This is a genomic window from Actinophytocola sp. (assembly GCF_036002505.1).
GTDB lineage: Bacteria > Actinomycetota > Actinomycetes > Mycobacteriales > Pseudonocardiaceae > DASYTH01.
Map to the genome: position 1 here is coordinate 31,515 of NZ_DASYTH010000411.1, position 21,476 is coordinate 52,990.

The window sequence follows — 21,476 nt, forward strand, 5'->3', positions numbered from 1 at the left end:
GCGTCCTTTTGTTGTCTCGATGGCGTAGAGCGCCAGTCATCACAGGAAGCCCTCGTGGGCCAGTTCCAGGCTCTCGATCGCCACGCCGAGCGTCGACGCGTCCAGGTCCGGCCCCTTCCAGCTGGCCGGGTACACGTTGCGCAAGGTCCAGTCGCACACCTTCACACCCTTCGCGTCGTACAGGGTGATCGTCGCGTGCCCGCCCGAGCCGCCCATCCCGACCATGCGCCGCAGCGCCGAACTGCCGCTGCTGAGACCGTCGATCCAGTTGGCCGCCCGATCCTTGAGCCAGTCCTGCACCTTCTTGGTGCCATCGGCGTTCATGGCCCGGGTCAGCGTGACGTTCGGGTACTGGATGTGGCCCTGCAGGATCGGCTCGTACTGGTAGTTGCCGCCCTCTTTGATCGGCTCCGGGTTGAACTTCACCTGCAGCCCCTGGCAGCGCGCCCAACCACCCAGGTCGACACCCGAGATCGACACGTGGAAGCGCGCGGTCAGGGCGAGCATGCTGGTCAGGCTGAGCGTCATGACCTACCTCCTCTTGTCACCCGCTGGTTCCGCGCCGGCTCAGGCGAGCTTCTTCTCGTCCTTGAGGAACCCGCGGTGGGCGAGCTCGAGCGTCTCGATGGACACCGAGCTCGCGCCCGCGTCCATGCTCGAGACCGACCACTTGACCGGCATGACGTCGCGCAACTCCCAGTCGGCGCCCGGAATGTCCTTGCCGTGCGCGTCCATGATCTTGATCAGGCCGACGAACGGCTCGAAGTTGAACGAGTTGGCGTCCAGCCACTCGCGCACCTTCTTGGTCTCGTCGGAGATCGCCCGGACCAGCTTCACGTTGGTGTACTTGGTGTTTCCGGGAAAGTAGAACCGGTCGTTCCCGCCGTCGCCGGCGCGGTACTCGGCCACGTCCCAGGTGACGTCCAGGCCGTCGGCCTTGGACCAGCTGCCGAGGTCGTACTTCTTCATCCCGGTCATGCTGACCACGAACCGGTTAGCCAGGCCGACCTGGGTGGTGTCGGTCAACGCCATTGCCTTCTCCTATCTGAAATCCGTAAGCCGGCCGGACCGCTCGCGGTCCACGAGCAGCTCCAGTCGCATCCGGCTGCGCAGCCGGTCGTAGAGCCGGTTGGACAACTCGTCCATGTCGAGCTGGTCGAGGTTGAACGGGTTCTCCTCCTGGCTGGGGCGGCCGTGTGCGTTCCGCTCCGCCTGGGTGTACATGCGACCCGGCCCCTGCTTGCCGGCGTCCACATCGGGCAGCGTCTGCTGGTCGTTCGGATCCTGCATCCAGTCGTGCCAGTCGCCGGAGTTCTGGTCGTGGCTCATCAGTCCGATGTCGGCGGTGATGTGCGCCGCGTCCCGCTCGTCCGGGTCAACCTTGCTGGCGAACCAGCTCTCCTCGCTGCCGACCTCCGCCTTGAACCCCGCCACCGGGTTGTAGGCGCTCTCGTGGATGTCGCCGCCGAACGCCCGAACCCACCGCTGCCCCGCGGAGAGCGGCTTCTCCGGCTCGGCCCCCGGCACCGTCGTCCCGTGCTCGGCCGCCTCGTTGGCGACCTGGTCGTCGATCTGCTGCAGCGCCTCCGGCGTCAGCTCGGTGATCTCGCCATCGCCGGCGTTGCGGCCGTAGTTCATCGCCGCCAGCCGGTTCGCGACGAGCTCGTCGCGGCGGGCGTCGGCATTGAACGTGCCGGCGCCACCGCCGGACTTGGCGCCAGGAGCGGAAACCTTCGACTTGGCGCCACCGGATCCCGTGCCACCGCCGGATCCCCCGCCGCTGGAGAAACCCGAGCCGCCCAGGGCCGGGTTGGTCCAATGCTCGACCACCGTCCTGGCCCTGGTCTCGGCGATCTCGCCGACCGCCTGCCGGGTCGGCTCGTCGAACGGGGCGTGCAAGCTGCTCGGCTGCTCCGTGGAGGTTGTCGATGGAGCCGACGGCGCCACCGGGGCGAGCTGCGCCACTCCCGACATGTCCACTTCGGACACATGAGTGACCGTCGGCGCGGCGGCCGGGTGCGGGGCGTGGATCAGCGGGGCCGGCGCCGGGGCGCCCGCCTCACCGGCGTACCACCTCTCCGCGGACACCGCCTCGGCCTCCAGCGCCTGACCCTCCAGTGTGGACGGTGAGGGCAGCTTCGGGCCGAACGTGCGCTGCTGCACGGCGTGCACCAGCTCGTGCGCCAGCAGCCCGCGGGCGGCCGGCGAGCCGGCCGGGCCGGCCTCGTCCGGCAGGAACACCGCGCCACCCGCGGCGAACGCGCGGGCGCCGCGCTTCCTGGCCTCCTCGCTGACCTTCGGCCCGCGATACACCGGGACGTCCGCGACATCCGCCTTCTGCGTGGCCCGCAGCGCGTCGACCAGCTCGGCCGGCGGCTTGGTAACGACAACCGCCTTCTGCAGCTTCTTCTTCGGCGCGGGCTTCGGTGGCGGCGTGGTCCGGTAGCTCGGCTTCACCACTCGAGCCGGCGCCGGCCGCTCGGCAACCGGGGGTGCGGGCGGCGGCACCGCGGATGGCTCCGGCGCGGGCGGAGGCGGCGGCGGTTCCTCTTCCTCCACCACAACCGGTTCGACGACCACCGGCGCGAGCCCCGGCTCCGGCTCCGGGATCGCCTCCGGCTCGGCGGCCTGCGGTGGCAACACCAACTCCTGCTGCTGGGACGGCAGGACGAACGGCTCGTGGCCGGGCCGTGAGGTCGGCGCACCGAGTCCGAGCCGGCGCGAGTCCGCCAGGCTCGCCCTCCGGCGCTTGAGGACGGTGGGCGGGTGCTCGGGTGCCTGGGCGGACCGCACCTCCTGGACCGGCGGCGGCAGCTCCACCGGCCCGGACGCCGGGGTGATCGAGCCCGGCACGTCGGCGGGGATGAACGACGGCGGGGTGATCATCGCCAGGCCCGGGTGCTCGGGCAGCGACGGCGGTTCGGCGATCGCGTCCAGCCCGGGCAGGCCGCCCTGCTCGAGCCAGCTCGGGGTGAACCGCAGCCAGGCCGGGGCCCGGTACGGCTCGGCCGGCACCCGCGGCTCCCCGACGTACTCATCCACCGCGTCGGTGAGCGACGGGACATCCACCGGGACCGGCCGAGCCGGCCGGTGCACCACCGGCACCGGCGGCGTCCCCTGCTCGGTGTCCATGTGGGACTGTTTGGGTGCGGGAGCCTTGGGGCGCGGCGGAAGGACCATCGCCATGCCCTCCACCCGCCCGGCCGGCAGGTCGACCGGCGGGCCGGTCACCGCCCGCGGGCCGGGCAGCGCGGGAAGCACCGGCGCCGGCCCGATCACCAGCGGTGCGGACCGGGCGACCGTGACCGGCAGCGGCGGCAGCAGCGCCCACTCCCGGGACGGCCGCACCGGAGCGTCCGGCTGCCCTCCCGCGGCGGGTACCGCCGATCCCGCGGGACCGGCGGCGGGTTCCGGCTCCGATCCGGAACCCTTGCGCCGAAATGGCCAACGCATCGCTTACCCCTTAGTCCGCCGCGATGCCGGAGATGCGATGAACGACGCTTTCCACACGCCCAGCGTGAGGAACGACGCTTTCATCGCAATTCCGAAACACGGCTAGTCCTCTCCCCCGAGCCGGGTGTGGATCTTCCCGATCTCGGAGATCACCTTTTCCCGCACCGGGTGTTCAAGATCGAGGATCTTGTCCAGGTCCCAGTGCAGGTAGTAGGCCACGTACGCGACTTCCTCCCACACCCGGTCGGTCGCGTACGTCACGATCCCCCCGGGGCATCACCGGCGACGTCCACCGCGAAGTCGTGGCCGCAGTTGGGGCAGCTGACCCCGACCTCGGTGTGGCCGTCGGCGTTGATCCGCCGGTACAGGTCCTGCAGGAACGCCAGGTCCGATGCGAACAGGTTCTCGACCACGAAGTGGTCCACCTCGACCAGCGAGCCCAGCGTGGTCACCGTGCGGGCCAGCAGAAGCACGGTGAGGTACGCCGGGTTCTGCCGGGCCCGCTGGTCGGCCTGGGTCGTGATCTCGTCGCGCGCCGTCGCCAGCCGCATGACCCCGTTGCGGTGCACCGTGCCGTTCTCGTCCACGTAGCCACGCGGCAACGAGAACGGGTACTCGGTACGAAGCCCCGCCGAGGTCTCGACCACAGCGGTCACACCGCCATGCGCTGGATGCGCTCGGACACGATCGTGACCGTCTCCATCAGCACCTCACTGGACCCGGCCTTCAGCGCGCCGATCTCCAGCTTGGACGGCCAGGCGTGCTCGAGGTGGTACCGGGCAACGGGTTTGCCGTCGGTGTTGTACATGACCAGCGAGCAGCTCTTCCGGGCCGCGACGATGTTGCCCAGCAGCACCGCCTCGTGCCACGACCACAGCTCCATGCTGCTGTTCTTGCCGCGCTTGAGAACCAGCGTCGCCGGCTTGGTCTTGCCGGGGAGCTTCTTCAGGATGACCTCCTTGTCGGTGGACTCCATCAGCTCGACCGGCTCGACCTCCGTGGTGATGCCCTGCAGCTCCGAGAACGAAGCGATCTCGACGCCGTCGATGGTGAGCGAGAACCTGGCCGCGGTGATCGCGTCGTTCGGCTGGTTCGGACCCAGTCCGCCTGCCATGGTGAAACCTCCCTAGTGGATGAGCCTGACGTGGACAGTTCCAATTTCTGGCTCGATGGCGCAGCGCCAGTTATTCCTCGAGGCCCGCACCCTCGGCGAACTGCGAGATGCGGAACACCACGAACTCGGCCGGCTTGACCGGGGAGATCCCGATCTCGACGGTGAGGATGCCGGCGTCCCGGTTCTCCGCGGGGTTGTTCTCCTCGTCGCACTTGACGAAGAACGCCTCGGCCGGCGTGGCACCGAACAGCGCCCCGTCCCGCCACACCCGGCGCAGGAACATGGTCACCGTGCGCTTCACCGAGTCCCAGAGCTTCGGGTCGTTCGGCTCGAACACGACCCAGTTGGTGCCCTGCAGGATGGACTTCTCCACGTAGTTGAACAGGCGCCGCACGTTCAGGTAGCGCCACTCGGGGTCGCTGGACAGCGTCCGCGCGCCCCACACCCGGATGCCCTGCCCGCGGAACGACCGGATGCAGTTCACCGCGATCGGGTTCAGGATGTCGTGCTCGCCCTTGGTGATGTTCAGCTCGAGCGTGACCGCGCCGCGGATGACCTCGTTGGCCGGGGCCTTGTGCACGCCACGGCTGGAGTCGTTGCGCGCCCAGATGCCGGCGATGTGGCCCGACGGCGGCACGAACACCTGCTTGCCGGCCACCGGGTCGGCCACCTTGATCCACGGCCAGTACATCGCGGCGTACTTCGAGTCGTAGCCGGTGACGTCCATCCGCCACTTCTTGACGTCCTCGGCCTTCAGCCCGGGCGGGGTGTCCAGAACGGCCACCCGGTCGGCCATCAGCTCGCAGTGCGCGATCATGGCCAGCTGCACCGCCTTGACGTCCTCTTCGGACAGTGCACCCCGCTGGTAGGCGGCCATCAGGTCCGGCACGCAGAGCATGGTGATCTCGTCGATCGCTTCCAGGCCACCGAAACCGGTGCGGTCCGCGGAGTTGCCGACGTAGTGACTGGACTCGATCTTCTCCGGCGCGGACGGCGGGGCGGCCAGCGCGACCTCGCCGGCCTTGGGCACGGTCAGCGCCTTGCCCTTGGTCTCCTCGATCACGATCAGCTTGGACTGCTGGCGCACCACCGTGGCCACGTTGTTCGGGCCACGCTTCGTGGTGACGTTGTCGAACGTCTCCACGGCCTGGCCGCCCTGCTTGACGATCAGCTTGAAGGTGTCGTCGCCCTCCTCGCTGGCCGGGGCCACCTCGATGGAGATGTCGGCGGCGTCGGCGGCCCGCGCGGCGATGGTCAGCGCCGGGCGGCCGTCGGCGCCGGCCCCGGGCAACTCCGCGTGCGGCAGCGCGGCCGGGCCCGCGTGGCCGTTGGCGGAGCCGTTAGACGCGGCACCCCCGACCCGGACCACATAGGCGACACCGCCACCGTTCTGGAAGTAGCCGTACACGGCGTGCGCGAGGTAGTAGTCCTCGACGAAATCGCCGAAGTTCGTCTTGAACTGTGTCCAGTTGGTGACCAGCACGGGCTCGTGCAGGGGACCGCGCTCGGCGAAGCCCACGAAGGCGGCGACCGCGGTGCCGACGGCCTCGATCGGCCGGGAGCCCGAGGAGACCTCCTCCATGTACACGCCGGGCGAGAGGTAACTGCTTGCCATCTCGGGTTTCTCCCTCTTTCGCGGCTGTCTGTGCCACCGGCGGCAGGATGATGGGACCCCCGGCCGGAGGCTCCCCCCGAGCTTCTTCTTTCCCGGCTGGTCAACGCAGCCGCCGCGGGGCGGGGCAGTGGGCGACCGACGCTGCCTTTTCGGGCGGCGTTCGCGCACTGAAAGGACGGGCGGCCGCCCCTGTGCTGCGGCACTGCCGGTGCCGACACTGGCAGCGTGATCACGGAGGTGGATGACGCGCTCTGCGTGCTGCTCGGCCGATCCTTGCCGGAGGGCACCATGGTGCGGCTCGATCCGCCGAAGCCCACCTGGCAGACCGAGCGGCCGTCGAAGGCCATCGACCTGTTCCTGTTCGGACTGCACGACGACGCCCGCGCCCGCGAGACCGGCTGGACCGAGGTCCGCGACGAGCGCGGCGCGGTGCTCTCCCGGCGCGAGGCGATCCGCCGCTGCGAGCTGACCTACCTGGTGACCGCGCGCGCGCCGAAGATCAGCGAGGAGCACCAGCTGCTGGACATCGCGCTGCGCACCATGGTTTTCACCGACATCCTGCCGGCCGACTGCCTGCCGGCGGCCCTGGCCGACACCGGCGCGCCGGTGTTCGTCAACGTCTCCGAGTCCGACCCGGGCAGCTTGTGGACCAGCCTGGGTATGCCGGCCCGGGCGGCGTTCGTGGTCCGGATCAGCGCCCCGTTCGTGCCCGATCCGGACACCGAGCTGGCCCCGCCGGCCGAGCAGATCTCCCTGGCCACCGGGCAGGAGGTGCGCAAGCCCGGCCCCGGCCCGCTGGGCGCCACCAGCCCCAAGAAGTGGACCCGCGCGCCCGGCACCAACGGCCAGCCCGAGCTTCGCCCCAACGGCAACGCCCCCACCCCGGCCCGCACGAAGCCCGGAGGTCGCTCGTGAGCGAGAGTGAGGTCGCGCTGCCGCCTGGACCGGAGGAGCAGCGCAGGTGCGAGGAACGAGCACCGAGCAGCGCACGTAGGGAAGGCGGCAGCTTCAGCGGCCGAGCGGAGCGATCCAGGAGGTACGGTGCCGCCCGCCGCCAAAATGGGTGACAAGGTGGTCGGCACCGACATCCACATCATCATGATCCCGTCCCCGGGCGGCCCGGTCCCCACCCCGCTGCCGCACCCGTTCGCCGGCACCATCACCGGTGGCTGCAGCACCGACGTGTTCATCCAGGGCCAGCCCGCGGCGGTCCTGGGCAGCACCGCCACCAACGCGCCGCCGCACATCCCGCAGGGCGGCCCGTTCCAGATCCCGCCGACCAACCAGGGCACCGTGATGAAGGGCAGCGGCACCGTTCTCATCAACAACAAGCCCGCCGCCCGCACCGGCGATACGGTGATGACGTGCAATGATCCGGCGCCCGCGCCGACCAGCTCGATCGTCGCGGTGAGCACGGTCGACATCGGCGGTTAGGGAGGGTACGTGGCGGACGAGCCCGACCTGGAGCTCGGCGCCAGCTCCGAGTGGGTCAGCTACCTGCAGCAGATGCTGAACCACCACTACGGCCAGCTTGTGGTCGAGGAGCACGGCTCGTACGACGAGGCGACAGCCAGCGCGGTCGCCCACTTCCGCCAGCAGAACGGTCTGCCCGAAGGCGAGCACGTCGACTTCGTCTTCTGGGACGCGTTGTTGGGGCGGTGAGCAGTGCCATGAAGGTGACCTTCAGGGCGCTCAACGACCTGAAGGTCACCTTCATGGCACCAACTCAACAAGCCACCAGCCGGCTCGGCGAGATCGGCACCGCCACCAGCACCACCACGCCGATCGAGGCCAGCTCCTGTTCGTGCCGCTGGAACCAGGCGCCGGCCTGGCCGGAGCCGATCGACTCGACCGCGCGCCCGTCGGCCGGCCATGCCGTCACGTCGAGGGCGTAGCGGGCCTCGCCGGTCACCGTCACCGGGCCAGAGTCGCACCGCTGCGCGAAGCTGATCCCGCAGGTGCCGGCGAAGGTCATCGTGTTCGGCTCGGCGAACCGGTATCCGCTCTGCGCGAAGGCGTGCCCGGCGGCCGAGCCGATGGTCGGCGAGGACGAGCCGGAGCCGCTCACCATCAGGCCCTTGGCCATGGCCCGCAACGCCTTCAGTGTGCACGCGCGCACCGCCCGGTCGTCCGCACCCGCGCGTCTGGACACGCTGATGTCCAGCTCGCCGTGCAGGAACAGCTCGAACCGCACGCCGACGTGTCCAATGTCGACGGACGCGGTCGCCACCGGCGTGGTGGGCAGCGTGTAGCGAAATGCCCGGAGGCCCGGCTTCGTCGGAACCATTGCCTTCCCTCGGGTCACGGCTTGCGGGTGCTACCAACGACGTTAGGGCCCGGCCTGACCTCCACGGACGACCGATCGGGCAGCACATCGGGCGATGCCCGTTGCGCGGGGTGCGCTCATCGGCAGGTAACAATTCTGTCCCTGAACGGCAACACTCGGCGGCCAGTCTGGGTGTCATGGACGTTGCCATCGCCGCCCCGCGGACCTGGCTGCTCCGGGTGGAGCTGGAGGACCGGCCGGGCGCGCTGGCCCGGGTCACCACCCGGCTGGCCGCCCGGGACTGCAACGTACTCGGTCTGTCCGTGCTTCCGGTACCCGGTGGGGTGGTCGACGAGCTGGTCGTGCGCACCCCCGAGGACGTCGCGCCGGCCGCCCTGGTCGCCGACATCCGCGCCGAGGGCGGCCGCTGCGTCGGCGTCACGCCCGCGGACCTGAGCAGCCTCACCGACACCACGGCCTCGGCGCTGCGCGCGGTGGCCCGCATCCTCGACGACCCGGCGTCGGTCGCCGAGGCGGTGCGCGTGGTCCTCGCCGCCGACTCGGTCTCCCTGGAACCAGCCGGCGAGCCGGTCCCCGACGACCGGCACCACCTGACGCTGCGCACCGGCACCGGCGCCACCCTGGTGGCCCGCCGCGGCTGGGCCCCGTTCACCGACGTCGAGGCCGCCCGGGTCGCCGCGTTCGGCGAGATCCTCACCGCCGCCGTCATCCAGGCCGACGCCCCCACCGCCGTGCTCACCACCGACGGCGCCGGCGTCGTGCTACGCCACGCCACCGCCGAGGACGCCGCCTCGGTCGCCGACCTGCACTCCCGCTGCTCCGCGGCGACCCTCTTCGCCCGCTACCACGCCGGCATCCGCGTGCTCCCCCGCCGGCTGCTGCACCGCCTGCTCAGCCCACCCCGCGGCACGACCCTGCTGGCGCTCAGCGGCCCCGCCGTCATCGGCCTCGCCCAACTCGTCCGCACCACCACCCCCGCCGAGGCCGAGATCTCCCTGCTGATCGAGGACGGCTGGCAGAACCGCGGCCTCGGCACGGCCATGCTCCGCCGCCTCGCCACCACGGCCCGCGCCGCCGGCCACCGCGAGCTCATCGCCTGGTGCCTCCCCTCCGAGCTCGCCTTCGCCCGCACCGCGGCCAACTCGGGCCTCCCCCTCTCCGTCCGCCGCGAATCCAACCTGGTCCGCATCTCCCTGCGCGTGACGCCGGGCCAGAACGGCCAGAACCAGGACGGCGAAGTACAGGTAGAGGTTTCCGAGTAGCTGCTGGCCGAGGTTCCACGCGTACTCGCGGTTCTCGGTCCCGGGCCACCACCACTGTGGCGCGGCCACGAAGACAACGAGGCCGGACGCGGCCAGAATTCGTGCGCGAGCGCGCCACAAGGCCAGCAGAACAGGCGCGGCCCACACCCAGTGGTGCGACCAGGACACCGGCGAGACCACAAGAATGGTCAACGCGTTGGCGGCGAGGGCCAACTCGGGAACCGCGTGCCGAATGGTGATCGCAGCGAGCGCGAGACCGAGACCGGCGCCGAGGAGCCACAGCGCGGTGCGGATCGGAGGGTCGATGCCGAACCGGGCGAGAACGGCCACGAGAGACTGGTTTCCGGCGTAGTGCGGGGTACCGATTCGGCCGGTGTCGAGGAGGGTTCCGGTCCAGAACCTGAGTGAATCCGTGCCGGCGAGGAGAAATCCGGCCGCGGTGGCGGCCAGGAACGTCGCGGCGGCCGTGGCGGAGGCGCGGAAATCCTTGCGGAGCAGGAAGAACAGCAGGAAGCCGGCGGGGGTCAGCTTGATCGCCGCGGCCAGGCCGATCAGCAGGCCACGGGGCCAGCGTGGGCTCGGGGTGAGGCAGTCCACGGCGACCAGGGCCATCAGCAGCAGGTTGATCTGCCCGTAGTTCAGGGTCTCCCGCACCGGTTCGAGCAGCACCGCGACCGGGAGCACCACGGCGAGGGCCAGCTTGCCGGGCACCGCGAGCAACCGCACCAGGGCGGCGAGGCCGAACCCGGTCAGCAGGGCACCGGCCACCGCCACCGGGAGCAGCGTCAGCGGCGTGAACAGGGCGGCGGCGACCGGTGGGTAGGTGAACGGCAGCCGGATACCGAACGACGTGGCCGGCAGCACGCCGTAGACGTCTCCGCCATTCAGCAGGGTGCGCGCGCCGATTTGATATACCTCGAGATCGAGGTAATGACCCCGCATCAGTTTCGGCACGAAATAAAAGCCCGCCGCCAGGTTCGCCAGCACGAGCGGGACAAATAATTTCGGGCGCGCCAAAACAACCCCGCGCGTCATCGTGCGTACCCTTCTTCCACCTTGCGGTTCCCCGGTTCACACAAGGTGTACAGTTCGGGTCATATCTCGCCGCTAAGCGCGATGCTTATCCCGCGTTTATGCGGCGCGAGGAGGGCGAACGGGGGGCGCGATGCGCGTGCTGGTGGCGGAGGACGAGGAGATGCTGGCCGACGCGGTCGCGGACGGGCTGCGGCACCTCGGCATGGCGGTGGACGTCTGCTACGACGGGGACGCCGCGCTGGAGCGGGTCACCGTGCACCGCTACGACGTGGTGATCCTCGACCGCGACCTGCCGGCCGTGCACGGCGACGAGGTCTGCCGCACGATCGTCGCCGGCGACGGGGAGACCCGGGTGCTGATGCTGACCGCGGCCGCGAGCATCCGGGAGCGGGTGGACGGCCTCGGCCTCGGCGCGGACGACTACCTCACCAAGCCGTTCGCGTTCGCCGAGCTGGTCGCGCGGGTGCACGCGCTGGCCCGGCGGGCCCGGCCGGCGCTGCCCCCGGTGCTGGACCGGGCCGGCGTGCGGCTGGACCTGCCGAAGCGCTACGCCGAGCGGGACGGCCGGCCGCTCACCTTGTCGCCCAAGGAGTTCGCCGTGCTCGAGGTGCTCATGCGGGCCGAGGGCGGGTTGGTCAGTCCGGAAGAGCTGCTGGAGAAGGCATGGGACGAGAACACGGACCCGTTCACCAACGCGGTGCGGATGGCGGTGATGACGTTGCGGCGCAAGCTCGGCGACCCGCCGGTGATCCATACCGTGCCTGGCGCCGGCTACCGGCTCGGTTCCTGACCGGCACTCCGCTCTCCCTGCGCGGCCGGATCATCCTGGCCTGCCTGATCACCTTGACGATCGGCGCGGCGCTGGCCGGCCCCGGCCTCACGTACGCCAACCGGATATGGCGCTCCTACGCCTATCCCAATGTGCTCTGTGTCGACTTCACCTCATCATCGTGTACGCCACCGCTCGGCGAGGGTGACCGGGTGCTGGGGGCCATCGTGCTGCTCGCCGCGCTTGCCCTGCTCGTGTTGATGTTCCGGACGGTGCCCCGCTGGGTGCTCCGCCCGGTGACCGGCATGACCACGACCGTGCGGCACATGGGCCCGCAGAACCTGGGTCAGCGCATCCGCTGGTCCGGCGCCACCGACGAGCTGCGCGAGCTGGCCGACGCCGTGGACGCCATGCTGGACCGGGTGGCCGTCGGCTTCGAGGGCCAGCGCCGGTTCGCCGCCAACGCCTCACACGAGCTGCGCACCCCGCTGGCCGTCCAGCGCACCCTGGTCGAGGTTGCCATGACCACGACCAACGGCTCCGACCCCGAGCTGAACCGCCTCGGCGCCCAGCTGATCCTGGTCAACGAGCGCAACGAGCGCCTCATCGAGGGCCTGCTCGTGCTCGCCGAGAGCGACCGCGGCGTGACCGGCTCCGTCCCGGTCCGCCTCGACGAGCTCGTCGCCACCGCCCTCGACCACCATGCGGAACTCGCCGCGGAACAGCGACTCACCGTGCACCGCGGCCTCGTCGACCGCACCGTCCACGGCGACCCGGTCCTGCTCGAGCGCATGATCGCCAACCTGCTGCACAACGCGATCAAGTACAACCACCGCGGCGGCACCCTCGACGTCATCGTCGCCGACACGCCCGCCCTCACCGTGCGCAACTCCGGCCCGCACGTCCCCGCCGAAACCGTCCCCGCCCTCTTCGAACCGTTCCGCCGCCTCACCGCCGAGCGCACCCACCACCGCGACGGCGCCGGCCTGGGCCTGTCCATCGTCCGCTCGATCGTCACCGCCCACCACGGCACCGTCGCCGCCCAGCCCGGCCCGGCCGGCGGTCTCCAGGTGACGATCACGCTGCCATAGCTCAGGTTTCGGCCATGAGGCGCAGCGCAACCACCTCGTCGGTCCAGTGCGCGCCGATGTCGGCAAGCAGGGCGTGCGCGTCCTCGCGATAGGCGAGGGCCTGATCGCGGTGCCCCGCAGCGTCCGCCAGATGACCGAGAATGATCAGGGTTCCGGCCTCGCCGAGACGGTGGCCGGTCTGGCGATGGATGGCCAGCGCCTTGGCGGCGTGATCGCTGGCCACGGCGGTCTGGTCCCGGTTGAGCTGTATGACAGCGAGGACGGTGCACGCTTGGCCCTCGAGCACCCGGTAACCGGCTGTGCCGCAGAGTTCGGCGGCCGCCCTGGCATCGACGAGGCTGTGGCTCGCGGCGGCCAGACCGATCAGTGCCTGGGCTTCGCCGTAGCGGTATCCGATATCGCGGGCCAGGGTCAGGGCCCGGCGGTGATGATCAGCCATGTCGTCGTCGTGCCCGAGGCGCTGGTGGATCGCACCCACGGTGTTCAGGACGTTGATCTCACCGTGCCGGTACGCCATATCCCGGGCAAGGGCCAGCGCCGCGTCGGCATGTTCGAATGCCTGCCGGTGATGACCGGCCTCACCGTGTACAACCGCCAGTTCGTTGCGTGTGTCCACTTCGCCACCGCGGTCACCCGCCTCCCGATTCTTGCCGAGGGCCTGGTTCAGCTGGCTCATCGCGTCATGGAGGTGGCCGAGATCGTGGGCGGTGGCGCCGAGCGCGCCGAGAATGACGCCCTCTCCGTGGATCGACCCGACCTTTCGGCTGATCACCAACGCCTCGGTGAGCATTGCCTTCGCCTCGCGCAACCTGCCGAGGTATCGGTACACGCCGGCGAGATTGCCGAGATTGTTGACCTGGCTGGCAAGCCTGCCGCTTCGCCGGTTGACGGCGAGGGCGCGCCGGTGGTGGGCGGCGGCCCGGGAAAGGTGGCCCGATTCCTTGTAGAGGTTGCCGAGGTTGTTGTGGGCGGCGGCCTGTCCTTGCCGCCAACCGCTCTCCCGGCCGGCGGCGAGCGCGCGCAGGGAGTGGTCAATGGCCTGCCGGTACTGGCCTAGCCGGTAGTGGGCGTCGGCGAGGCTCAGCAGGGCCGCGGTCCGGGCCTCGAGGTCATCACAGGCTTCGGCCGTGGCGAGACCTGCTCGAGCGACCGCGTGCCAGTCCACTGTGTACATACGGAGCCAGAAGTAACCGCGGAGCGCGTCGGCAAGCACGGCGACCACCGACAGCGGCCGGTGCCGGGACGCGTGCGTGATCGCCGTGACAAGGTTGGCACGTTCGGCGTCCAGCCACGCCAAGGCCTTGGCGCGGTCGGTGAAGGCGGCCTGCGGCAACTGGTCCGGGGGCGGTGTCAAGCGCCGCATCTGCGGATAGAGCAGGATGGCGGCCGCGTCGACGGCATGCAGGTACCAGCCGTAGAACCGCCGCACCGCCAGCTCGCGTTCCTGCTCCCCGTCCAGGTTCTCGCTGCGTTCCCGCGCATAGGCGCGAAGCAGGTCGTGGAGCCCGTAACGGCCGGCGGTGTGCTCGTTGACCAGATGGGCGTCTGCCAGCCGCGCCAGGAGCCTTTCCGTTTCCGGGTGGGTGGACGCGGCGAGGGCAGCCGCCGATTCCACGGTGACCTCGGCACAGGGCACCAGTCCGAGCAGCCGGAAGAGCCGCCGCGCGTCGCCGGGGAGGGCGGCGTAGGAGAGGTCGAACGTCGCGCGTACAGCCGCCTGCTCGTCACCTTCGACCTGCAGTGCGGCCAGCCGGTCGCCGGCACGCAGCCGTTCGAGGTAGCCGGCCATGGTCCGGTGCCGCCCGGCCCCGAGGTTGGCGGCCGCGATGCGCAGCGCCAGCGGCATGTGATCGCACAGCGCGGCCAGCTCGGCGACGGCCGCGGAGTCGGCAGGAAACCGGCCGGCCCCGAGCAGGCGGCTGAGCAGCAGGTGCGCCTCCGGCTCGGCCAGCACGTCGAGGCGCAGGCTGTGCGCACCGTCGCGGGCGACCAGCCCGCTCATGGCGGCCCGGCTGGTAACCAGGACGAGGCAGCCAGGGGCACCGGGAAGGAGCGGGCGGACCTGGTCCGGGTGGTGCGCGTCGTCCAGCAGGACGAGCACGCGCCGGTCGGCAAGCAGGCTGCGGTAGAGGCCGGTGGCCTCCTCGGCGTCCGTCGGGACCTGCTCGGCCGGCACACCCAGGGCGTGCAGGAACCGAGCCAGCGCCTCGACCGGTCGCACCGGCGGCCCGTCGGCGTGACCCCGGAGATTCGCGTACAGCTGCCCGTCGGCGAACCGGTCGCGGACGCGATGAGCCCAGTGCACCGCGAGCGCGGTCTTGCCGACTCCCGGGCTGCCGGCGACGATCGCGATCCTCACCGCGCCGGACGCTTCGCCGGCCGGCGGGAGAAGCTCGTCGAGTCGCCGCAGGGCCGGCACCCGGCCGGTGAACTCCTCGATGTCCGCCGGCAGCTGGGCCGGGGTGATCCGGGTGGGCACCGGTTCGCTGGACCCGGCGACGAGAGCCAGCCGCGGGTCGTTGCCGAGGATGGCCCGCTCGAGCTCACGGAGCTCGGGGCCGGGTTCCACACCGAGTTCGTCGACGAGCACGGTTCGGCCGCGACGGTAGACCTCGAGCGCCTCGGCACGCCGGCCGCAGCGGTACAGGGCCAGCATGAGGTGACACCGCAGCTGTTCACGCAGCGGGTACTCGTCCACGAGGCGGTGCAGTTCGTCGGCGATCTCGGCATGGTGGCCGATTGCCAGCCCTGCTCCGAGACGCGCTTCCCACGCCGTCAGCCGGCGCTGCTCGAGCCGGTTCGCCTCGCTCGTCACGGCAGGGGAGGCCGGAACGTCGCTCAACGCCGGGCCCTGCCACAGCGCCAATCCCGCCGCCAGCTGATCGGCCCCGGCAGACACCCGACCGCCGAGCAGGTGACGCTGCCCCGAATCGACAAGTTGCTCGAACACCCGGGAGTCGACTTCGCCGTCCTCGACCACCAGCTGGTAGCCACGACCCCGGGTCACCAGCCGGACCGCCGGGTCGGCACCGAGCAACCGGCGCAACCGCGCGACGTAGCCCTGGATGGTGTTCACCGCGGTGCGCGGCGGATGGTCTCCCCAGATCTCCGCCACCAGCCGGCTCCCGCTCACCACCTGCCCGGATTCGGTCAGCAGGACCGCGAGGACCACCCGAGGTTGAGCCGCGCGAATCGTCGACCAGCCGGCGTCGACCCGCACCTGCAGTTGGCCCAACATCCGAAAACGCATCCACCCACCCCCCGACCGGCTTATTGTTCCAGGCGGGGACGGCGATCGGAATGCGAAACACAGCAGCGGGGAGGATCGATCGTGAAGATCTATCACAGAGTTGGCATCGCGGCGCTGACCGCGGCCGGTCTGGCAATGGCACTGACCGCGGGAACGGTCAGTGCCGAGCCGCGACCGGACGGGATCGTGCTACCGAAGACCTGCACGCTCCAGCTCGTGCCGGTGCCGCGGGTGGACGATTTCGTCGTGCACTCGACCGGCCGGGTCATTTGCAGCTGGTTCGCCAGCACCCTTGAGGGAGAAGTGGAACTGGTCCGCGACGGTGTCACGGCGGCGACCCAGGAGTTCTCTCTCAGCGAGACCCTCGGGGCTGAGGCCACAGCAAGAATGAAGTGTTTGAATGGCGCCTACCAGGCAAGAATGACCGCACATTGGTCTTTCCCAGATGGGTCGGAAGGCTCCGATTCCGCGGAGAGCCCGGTAGTCGACATCGCGTGCTGAGCGCTCGGCGGCCAGGCACCCGTCTGGCCGCCAGCCGCCGGGCTCAGCGCCAACTCAGGGCCAACTCAGCGGTCGTCCCTACGGTCCTGCCCGACCCATCCAGGCATGGGAAGGGAGAAGATTGCAGTGACCCAACGGATAAAGCCGCGAAGATTGCTCGGCATATGCGCGGTTGGGCTGAGCCTGGTAGTCATCACCATGTCGGTCCCCGCGGACGCCCAATCCGGTCAGTCCGCGTTGGGCCGGCCGGCGAAGGGCGAGAGCAAGATCGTACCGTTGCGCGCCGACCTACAGATCAGCCGGACCACCGCGACCTCAGGCGGGCAGCGGCAGACCGAGCTGGAAACCCAGCACCTGTACCGGGACAGCCAGGGACGCACCCGCACCGAGGCGGGTTCGACCGTGACGATCAATGATCCCACCAGCAAGACCACGCTGGTGCTGGACGTCGCGACCCGCACCTTCCGACGCTCGGCGCAGGACCAGGCAAACCCGGCACCGGCCGGTGGCTCGGCTCAGCGGGACGTGGCAACCAACCAGAATCTGGCGTCGCCGCCAAAGTTGCTCGGCACGACGGAGATATCGGGGGTACGGGCCGAGGGACGCGAGTACACCGTGAACCTCCCGGCGCACGGCAAGCTTCCGGCCCGGCAGAAGGATGTCACGCTGTGGCTGTCCATCGATCTGCAGCTGCCGGTGCAGACCCGCGTGGTGGAGACGTCCGGTGACGTGAACACACAGACTTACACGAACATCTCGGCCGGGGTCGAGCCCGCCGCGGACCTGTTCCGGGTTCCGGCCGGCTACCAGGGGGCCAGCCGGGCCGCGCCATCTGGCAACGGCATCCAGGCCAACTGTCCGATCCGGAACGACGACCCGGTGGTGATGACCAGCTTCGGTTATGTCTACCTGGACCAGCGTTACGTCAACGCGGACACCGACCTGCTTTCGGGCTGCGTGTTCGTTGCCGACGGCGGCGTCTTCGAGTATCCGCTGAACGGCTACCCGACCACCGACCTCTTGCTGTGGTACGACCAGTGGCTGGCCTATGACTGCTACTGCCCGCTGCCCTACCTGCCCTATGTCGCATTCGGGGACATCGCGTTCGTCGCCGCCAACCCCTTCGAGCCTGACGTGACCACGAAGGACTCGTTCATCGCGCTGACCATCTTCCCCGCCTAGCGTCTACCCGTCAGGTCGGAGACCGTGAGTGCGCAGGGCGCAACAGCACCTGTGCCACTCACGGTCTCAGGTCTGTTCGTTGAGCAGGCCGCGCTCCAACGCGATGGCGACGGCTTCGGCGCGGCGGGCGGCGCCGAGCTTGGCCATGATGCGGGTGAGGTGGACGCTGACCGTCTTCTCGCTGATGAAGAGCTCGTCGCCGACCTGGCGGTTGGTCCGGCCCAACGCGACCAGGGCGAGCACCGCGCGCTCGCGGGGGGTGAAGGGATCCACGGAGTCCCGCAGCACCGCGGCCTCGCCCAAGGGAATGCGGCCGCGCTTGGCCAGGCGGCGGACGGCGTCCCGCAGCGGCCGCGCACCCAGCCGCTCGGCAAGCTCGTCCACGGCGCGCAGCTCCACCGCGGCCTCGTCGCGGCGGTCCTCGCCGAGCAGCGCCTCGGCCAGCCGCCAGCGGCAGACCGCCTGCTCGTAGCCGGCGCCGTAGCCGAACGCGTCCACCGCGGCCCGCCACAGCGCGGCATCCCCGGGGCCGCGCAGCCGGCTCGCCTCGGCCTCGGCCCGGGCCAGCCACGCCCGGCCCTCCGGCCCCAGTGTGCCGGTCCGGGGCGTGCCCAGGTCGGCGGTCTTGCGCGCGTGCTCGGCCAGCAGCACGCCCTGCTCCTGCGCCGCCTGCACCACCTCGCCGTCCCGGCGCACGGCGGCCCGGGCCACCACGTCGGCGTGCGCGGCCACCCCCAGCGCCGCCAGCCGCAGCCCGGCCAGCAGCCAACCCCCGCCGGCGGCGGCCACCGACTCCAGCGCCTCCCGCACCCACTCGACCGCGCGCTCCGGCCGCCCCCGCCAGCACGCCAGCTCCGCGCCCGCCCCACCGATCACCAGGGCGATCTGCAGGTCCCGGTGCCGCTCCGCGCGCAGGTCGTTGACCAGCCGCTCGGCCTCGGCGAACCGCCCGCGGGCGACCACGACCGGCGCGCCGACCGCGGCCAGCCGGGCCGACACGGTGCTGGACACCCGATGCCCGGGCGGCTCCGCGGCGGCCTCACTGCCGGCCCAGTCCCCGCCCACGTACCGCGTGATCACCTGCAGGATGCGCAGCTCCAACCCGTAGGTGCTCCACGTCATCCCGGTGGCCTTGGCGCGCTCCGCCCCGGCGTCGAGCACCCGCCAGGTCTCCTCGAGCTCGCCCTGCTCGTAGTGCGACAGCGCGAGCATGTACCAGGTGCGCAGCTCCACCGACAGCGCGCCGGCCTCGACCGCCTTGCCGCGCGCCTCGATCAGCCGCTCCCGCGCCTGCGCCACCCGCCCGGCGCCCTCCTCCAGCACCGCCATCGTGGTCAGCGCGTCCGCCTCGGCAGCGGCCGACGACACCGCCCGGGCGTCGCGCACGGCCAGCTCGGCCCGCTCCCGTGCGGCGTCCACCCGCCCGGCGCCGCGCAGGATCGTGGCGTACACCGCCAGCACCCAGGCCCGCACGTCGCTGGCCGGGCGGTCGGCGACCAGCGTCCAGGCCTCCTCGATGACGTCCCGGGACTCCGCCTCCCGACCGTCCAAGATGTACAGAGCCTGGGCGAGCCGGCGGCGCAGCCGGGCCCGCATCTCCGGATCCGTTGTCTGGTCGGCAAGTTTGACCGCGGAACGGGCGTAGGCGATGGCCCGCTCGGGCTCGCCGGAGGTGCCGGCCACCCAGTGCGCCCGGCGCAGCAGCGTCAGTTCGTCCACATCGGACGGACGGTCGGCCTCGGGCACCGCGTCCCACAACCGAAGCGCGCGTTCCAGGTGGCGCAACGACTCCGCGGGCGCGCCGAGCCGCTCGGCCTCCTCGGCCGCCACCACGGACGCGCTGAGTGCCCGCGGCATGGCGTGGCTCTCCATGCTGTGGTGCGCCAGCGCCGCGGCCGCCCCGCGGGTGCCCTGCTCCCCCACCAGCTCCTTCGCGTAGGCCGCGTGCAGCCGGACGCGCTCGCCCGGCAGCAGATCCCCGTACACCGCCTCGCGCAGCAGCGCGTGCCGGAACGAGTACACCTCCCAGTCCCCCACCACCACGAGAATGTGGTGCTGCACCGACTCGCGCAGCGCCTCCTCCAGCTCCGTGTCGTCCAATCCGGCCACCGCGCGCAGCCGGCCGTGCGGCGCCTCCCGCCCGGACACCGCGGCCACCCGGACCACCAGCTGCGCCGCCTCGCTGAGCCGCTCCACCCGGGCCAGCAGCACGTCCTTCAGGGTCGCCGGAATCCCCGCGCTGTCGGAGTCGGCGTACGCGGCGAGCAGCTCCTCGGCGAAGAACGCGTTCCCCTCGGACCGCCCGGCGACCTCGCGCACGACCTCCTCGGGCAGCCGGTCCTCGGCCAGCGCCGTGACGAACTCCCGGGACGCGGCCGCGCCGAACGGTGCGAGCTCCAACCGCTCCACCGCCTGCAGCCGGACCAGCTCGGCCAGCAGCGGCCGCAGCGGGTGCCGCCGGGTCAGGTCGTCGCTGCGGTACGTGCCGGCGATCACGAGCCGCTGGTTGCGCAGCCGGGCCAGGAGGAACGAGAGCAGCCCGCGGGTCGAGCCGTCCGCCCAGTGCAGGTCCTCCAGGATCAGCACCACCGGTGACCGCTCGGCCAGCTCCGCCAGGACGCTGTACACCGCGTCGAACAACTGGAGCTGCCCGACGTCCTGCTCCGGCCGGGTGCCGCCGCGTCCGGCGGACCAGACCGCCGGGTTGAGGTCGGGCGCGAGCCGCGAGGGGTCGGCGACCGCCGGGATGGCCAGGTCGGGCAGCAGCCGGGCGAGCGCCGGGCGGGCCGGCAGGTCGGCCGGCATCAGCTCCCGCGCCTGCGCCAGCGCCTCGGCGAACGGCAGGTAGGGCAGGCCGGTCTCACCGGCGTCCAGGCACCGGCCGGTGAGCACGAGCGCATCCCGGCCGCGGGCGAGCTCGGCCAGCTCCTCGGTGAGCCGGGTCTTGCCGACCCCGGCGTCCCCGGCGATGAGCACCGCGGCCGCCGAGCCCGCGGCGGCGCGATCAAGCACGGCACGCAACCGATCCACTTCCCGGGTGCGTGCCACCAAAGGAATTCCGGACCCCAGGCGTGGCACGTCCGCCATCGTGTCACACCTGAGTTCGAAATGGCCCGCGCATTACCACTGTCTGAGTGGGACAACACCATCGCATGCTGATCACCATCCCGGTCCGAGGTGAACACTCCCTCAGTCCATCCGCGCGTCGGGGTAAGGGTCCTCAGCGTTCGCCTGCCTCGCCGCGGTGGTCCGGTCGCGTTGGCGGGCGGCGGCGGGGTTTGGCTGGGTTTACAGAAGGCTGGGAAGGGGAGGGGGCCGGGCTGGTCTTTCCGGGTCGCCTTGGCGGAGTGGTCGGGGGGAGCCTCGGGTCCAGTTGATCTTCGGGGGTGTGGGTTGGCAGGGTGGCTTGGGCTGGATTGGTCTGGTGTCACCCACACGTGTCACTGTGGCCACACGAACCACACTGCGGCCCGGTGAGCGGCCCGTCATCGTCGTGGCTCTCCTGGAGGGGAGTTGTTGATCTCGGTCGGGGTGCCGGGGCTGGTGTGGCAGGTGGGGCCAGTGGGGCACTGTCCACGGTGGTGAAGGGACCCTTCAGGACGCTCAACGACAGGAAGGGCCCCTTCCTGACACCAGGCGCTGCCACCGGAGAATCCCTCGCCACACCAGCACCTCCAGTCACCCATTCATCGAGCTGAAGCCAAGCCGGCGAACCAACGATCGGCAACTCCCTGCAGGAGAGCCACACCCAACGGCGATCTTGAACCCCTTGTCACCCACTCGTGCCACCCTGGCCCCACGAGTCCCACCCTCCGGGACCCGGGCCGCGAAGCGGCCCCGGTCTTGGTCCTCGACGCCGCCGCCCCGGCACCTCAGTGTCCATTGTGGAGCGGATGCGAGGAAGGCGTCCTTTCTCA

The 21,476-nt window shown here is 71.0% G+C and carries 18 protein-coding genes and 1 pseudogene; 8 read left to right on the forward strand and 11 right to left on the reverse strand.

Annotation, left to right across the window (positions count from 1 at the left end; genetic code table 11):
• Positions 1-39: 39 nt before the first annotated feature.
• The 7 genes from VGR06_RS36545 to VGR06_RS36575 all read right to left on the reverse strand — a co-directional run bounded on the left by VGR06_RS36545 (position 40) and on the right by VGR06_RS36575 (position 6,182).
• Positions 40-528: a phage tail protein gene (locus tag VGR06_RS36545; protein WP_327563788.1), complete on the reverse strand. Its 489-nt coding sequence runs from the start codon at positions 526-528 to the stop codon at positions 40-42.
• 39 nt (positions 529-567) lie between these two features.
• Positions 568-1,032: a phage tail protein gene (locus tag VGR06_RS36550; RefSeq protein WP_327563789.1), complete on the reverse strand. Its 465-nt coding sequence runs from the start codon at positions 1,030-1,032 to the stop codon at positions 568-570.
• A gap of 9 nt (positions 1,033-1,041) precedes the next feature.
• Complete coding sequence (locus VGR06_RS36555) at positions 1,042-3,453, reverse strand: eCIS core domain-containing protein (protein ID WP_327563790.1); 2,412 nt, start codon at positions 3,451-3,453, stop codon at positions 1,042-1,044.
• A 102-nt stretch (positions 3,454-3,555) separates the two neighbouring features.
• Positions 3,556-3,714, reverse strand: a complete 159-nt coding sequence (locus VGR06_RS36560; protein ID WP_327563791.1) for a DUF6760 family protein — start codon at positions 3,712-3,714, stop codon at positions 3,556-3,558.
• A complete protein-coding gene (locus VGR06_RS36565) occupies positions 3,711-4,109 on the reverse strand; it encodes a phage tail assembly protein (RefSeq protein WP_327563792.1) in 399 nt (132 codons plus the stop codon). The genes VGR06_RS36560 and VGR06_RS36565 overlap by 4 nt, the downstream gene beginning before the upstream one ends.
• A complete protein-coding gene (locus VGR06_RS36570; RefSeq protein ID WP_327563793.1) occupies positions 4,106-4,567 on the reverse strand; it encodes a phage tail protein in 462 nt (153 codons plus the stop codon). Before VGR06_RS36570 ends, VGR06_RS36565 begins: the two co-directional genes overlap by 4 nt.
• Before the next feature lie 70 nt (positions 4,568-4,637).
• A complete protein-coding gene (locus tag VGR06_RS36575; RefSeq protein WP_327563794.1) occupies positions 4,638-6,182 on the reverse strand; it encodes a phage tail sheath family protein in 1,545 nt (514 codons plus the stop codon).
• Between the two features lie 225 nt (positions 6,183-6,407).
• Here VGR06_RS36575 and VGR06_RS36580 point away from each other — a divergent pair, with 225 nt between their 5' ends.
• The 3 genes from VGR06_RS36580 to VGR06_RS36590 all read left to right on the forward strand — a co-directional run bounded on the left by VGR06_RS36580 (position 6,408) and on the right by VGR06_RS36590 (position 7,844).
• Positions 6,408-7,097, forward strand: a complete 690-nt coding sequence (locus tag VGR06_RS36580; protein WP_327563795.1) for a Pvc16 family protein — start codon at positions 6,408-6,410, stop codon at positions 7,095-7,097.
• 126 nt (positions 7,098-7,223) lie between these two features.
• Positions 7,224-7,616: a PAAR domain-containing protein gene (locus VGR06_RS36585; protein ID WP_327563796.1), complete on the forward strand. Its 393-nt coding sequence runs from the start codon at positions 7,224-7,226 to the stop codon at positions 7,614-7,616.
• Between the two features lie 9 nt (positions 7,617-7,625).
• Complete coding sequence (locus tag VGR06_RS36590) at positions 7,626-7,844, forward strand: peptidoglycan-binding domain-containing protein (protein WP_327563797.1); 219 nt, start codon at positions 7,626-7,628, stop codon at positions 7,842-7,844.
• 64 nt (positions 7,845-7,908) lie between these two features.
• Here VGR06_RS36590 and VGR06_RS36595 read toward each other — a convergent pair whose 3' ends face one another.
• Positions 7,909-8,469 carry a hypothetical protein gene (locus VGR06_RS36595; RefSeq protein ID WP_327563798.1) on the reverse strand — a complete coding sequence of 187 codons (561 nt, stop codon included), beginning with the start codon at positions 8,467-8,469 and terminating at the stop codon, positions 7,909-7,911.
• A 176-nt stretch (positions 8,470-8,645) separates the two neighbouring features.
• On the opposite strand from VGR06_RS36595, the gene VGR06_RS36600 reads away from it, so the two are divergent.
• On the forward strand, positions 8,646-9,731 hold the full coding sequence (locus VGR06_RS36600) for a GNAT family N-acetyltransferase (protein ID WP_327563799.1): 1,086 nt from the start codon (positions 8,646-8,648) through the stop codon (positions 9,729-9,731).
• Between the two features lie 180 nt (positions 9,732-9,911).
• On the opposite strand, the pseudogene VGR06_RS44165 reads toward VGR06_RS36600, so the two are convergent.
• Positions 9,912-10,766, reverse strand: a pseudogene (locus VGR06_RS44165) (glycosyltransferase 87 family protein); the annotation flags it as partial.
• 130 nt (positions 10,767-10,896) lie between these two features.
• On the opposite strand from VGR06_RS44165, the gene VGR06_RS36605 reads away from it, so the two are divergent.
• A complete protein-coding gene (locus tag VGR06_RS36605; protein ID WP_327563800.1) occupies positions 10,897-11,556 on the forward strand; it encodes a response regulator transcription factor in 660 nt (219 codons plus the stop codon).
• Between the two features lie 53 nt (positions 11,557-11,609).
• Positions 11,610-12,626, forward strand: a complete 1,017-nt coding sequence (locus VGR06_RS36610; protein WP_327563801.1) for a HAMP domain-containing sensor histidine kinase — start codon at positions 11,610-11,612, stop codon at positions 12,624-12,626.
• Between the two features lies 1 nt (position 12,627).
• On the opposite strand, the gene VGR06_RS36615 is transcribed toward VGR06_RS36610, so the two are convergent.
• Positions 12,628-15,876 carry an AfsR/SARP family transcriptional regulator gene (locus VGR06_RS36615; protein WP_327563802.1) on the reverse strand — a complete coding sequence of 1,083 codons (3,249 nt, stop codon included), beginning with the start codon at positions 15,874-15,876 and terminating at the stop codon, positions 12,628-12,630.
• 81 nt (positions 15,877-15,957) lie between these two features.
• Here VGR06_RS36615 and VGR06_RS36620 point away from each other — a divergent pair, with 81 nt between their 5' ends.
• Together VGR06_RS36620 and VGR06_RS36625 are read left to right on the forward strand one after the other, a co-directional pair.
• A complete protein-coding gene (locus VGR06_RS36620; protein WP_327563803.1) occupies positions 15,958-16,377 on the forward strand; it encodes a hypothetical protein in 420 nt (139 codons plus the stop codon).
• A gap of 198 nt (positions 16,378-16,575) precedes the next feature.
• The gene (locus VGR06_RS36625; RefSeq protein ID WP_327563804.1) at positions 16,576-17,559 is read left to right on the forward strand and encodes a hypothetical protein; all 984 of its coding nucleotides are present in this window, start codon (positions 16,576-16,578) and stop codon (positions 17,557-17,559) included.
• A gap of 66 nt (positions 17,560-17,625) precedes the next feature.
• Here the strand turns inward: VGR06_RS36625 and VGR06_RS36630 are convergent, their stop codons facing one another.
• Positions 17,626-20,646, reverse strand: a complete 3,021-nt coding sequence (locus VGR06_RS36630; RefSeq protein ID WP_327563805.1) for a helix-turn-helix transcriptional regulator — start codon at positions 20,644-20,646, stop codon at positions 17,626-17,628.
• Positions 20,647-21,476 lie beyond the last annotated feature (830 nt).

Excerpts from the sequence above, each read along its gene's own strand:
- VGR06_RS36545 (WP_327563788.1), bottom strand. The coding sequence starts at position 528 with ATGACGCTCAGCCTGACCAGCATGCTCGCCCTGACCGCGCGCTTCCAC.
- VGR06_RS36550 (WP_327563789.1), bottom strand. The coding sequence starts at position 1,032 with ATGGCGTTGACCGACACCACCCAGGTCGGCCTGGCTAACCGGTTCGTG.
- VGR06_RS36555 (WP_327563790.1), bottom strand. The coding sequence starts at position 3,453 with ATGCGTTGGCCATTTCGGCGCAAGGGTTCCGGATCGGAGCCGGAACCC.
- VGR06_RS36570 (WP_327563793.1), bottom strand. The coding sequence starts at position 4,567 with ATGGCAGGCGGACTGGGTCCGAACCAGCCGAACGACGCGATCACCGCG.
- VGR06_RS36575 (WP_327563794.1), bottom strand. The coding sequence starts at position 6,182 with ATGGCAAGCAGTTACCTCTCGCCCGGCGTGTACATGGAGGAGGTCTCC.
- VGR06_RS36595 (WP_327563798.1), bottom strand. The coding sequence starts at position 8,469 with ATGGTTCCGACGAAGCCGGGCCTCCGGGCATTTCGCTACACGCTGCCC.
- VGR06_RS36600 (WP_327563799.1), top strand. The coding sequence starts at position 8,646 with ATGGACGTTGCCATCGCCGCCCCGCGGACCTGGCTGCTCCGGGTGGAG.
- VGR06_RS36605 (WP_327563800.1), top strand. The coding sequence starts at position 10,897 with ATGCGCGTGCTGGTGGCGGAGGACGAGGAGATGCTGGCCGACGCGGTC.
- VGR06_RS36615 (WP_327563802.1), bottom strand. The coding sequence starts at position 15,876 with ATGCGTTTTCGGATGTTGGGCCAACTGCAGGTGCGGGTCGACGCCGGC.
- VGR06_RS36625 (WP_327563804.1), top strand. The coding sequence starts at position 16,576 with ATGTCGGTCCCCGCGGACGCCCAATCCGGTCAGTCCGCGTTGGGCCGG.
- VGR06_RS36630 (WP_327563805.1), bottom strand. The coding sequence starts at position 20,646 with ATGGCGGACGTGCCACGCCTGGGGTCCGGAATTCCTTTGGTGGCACGC.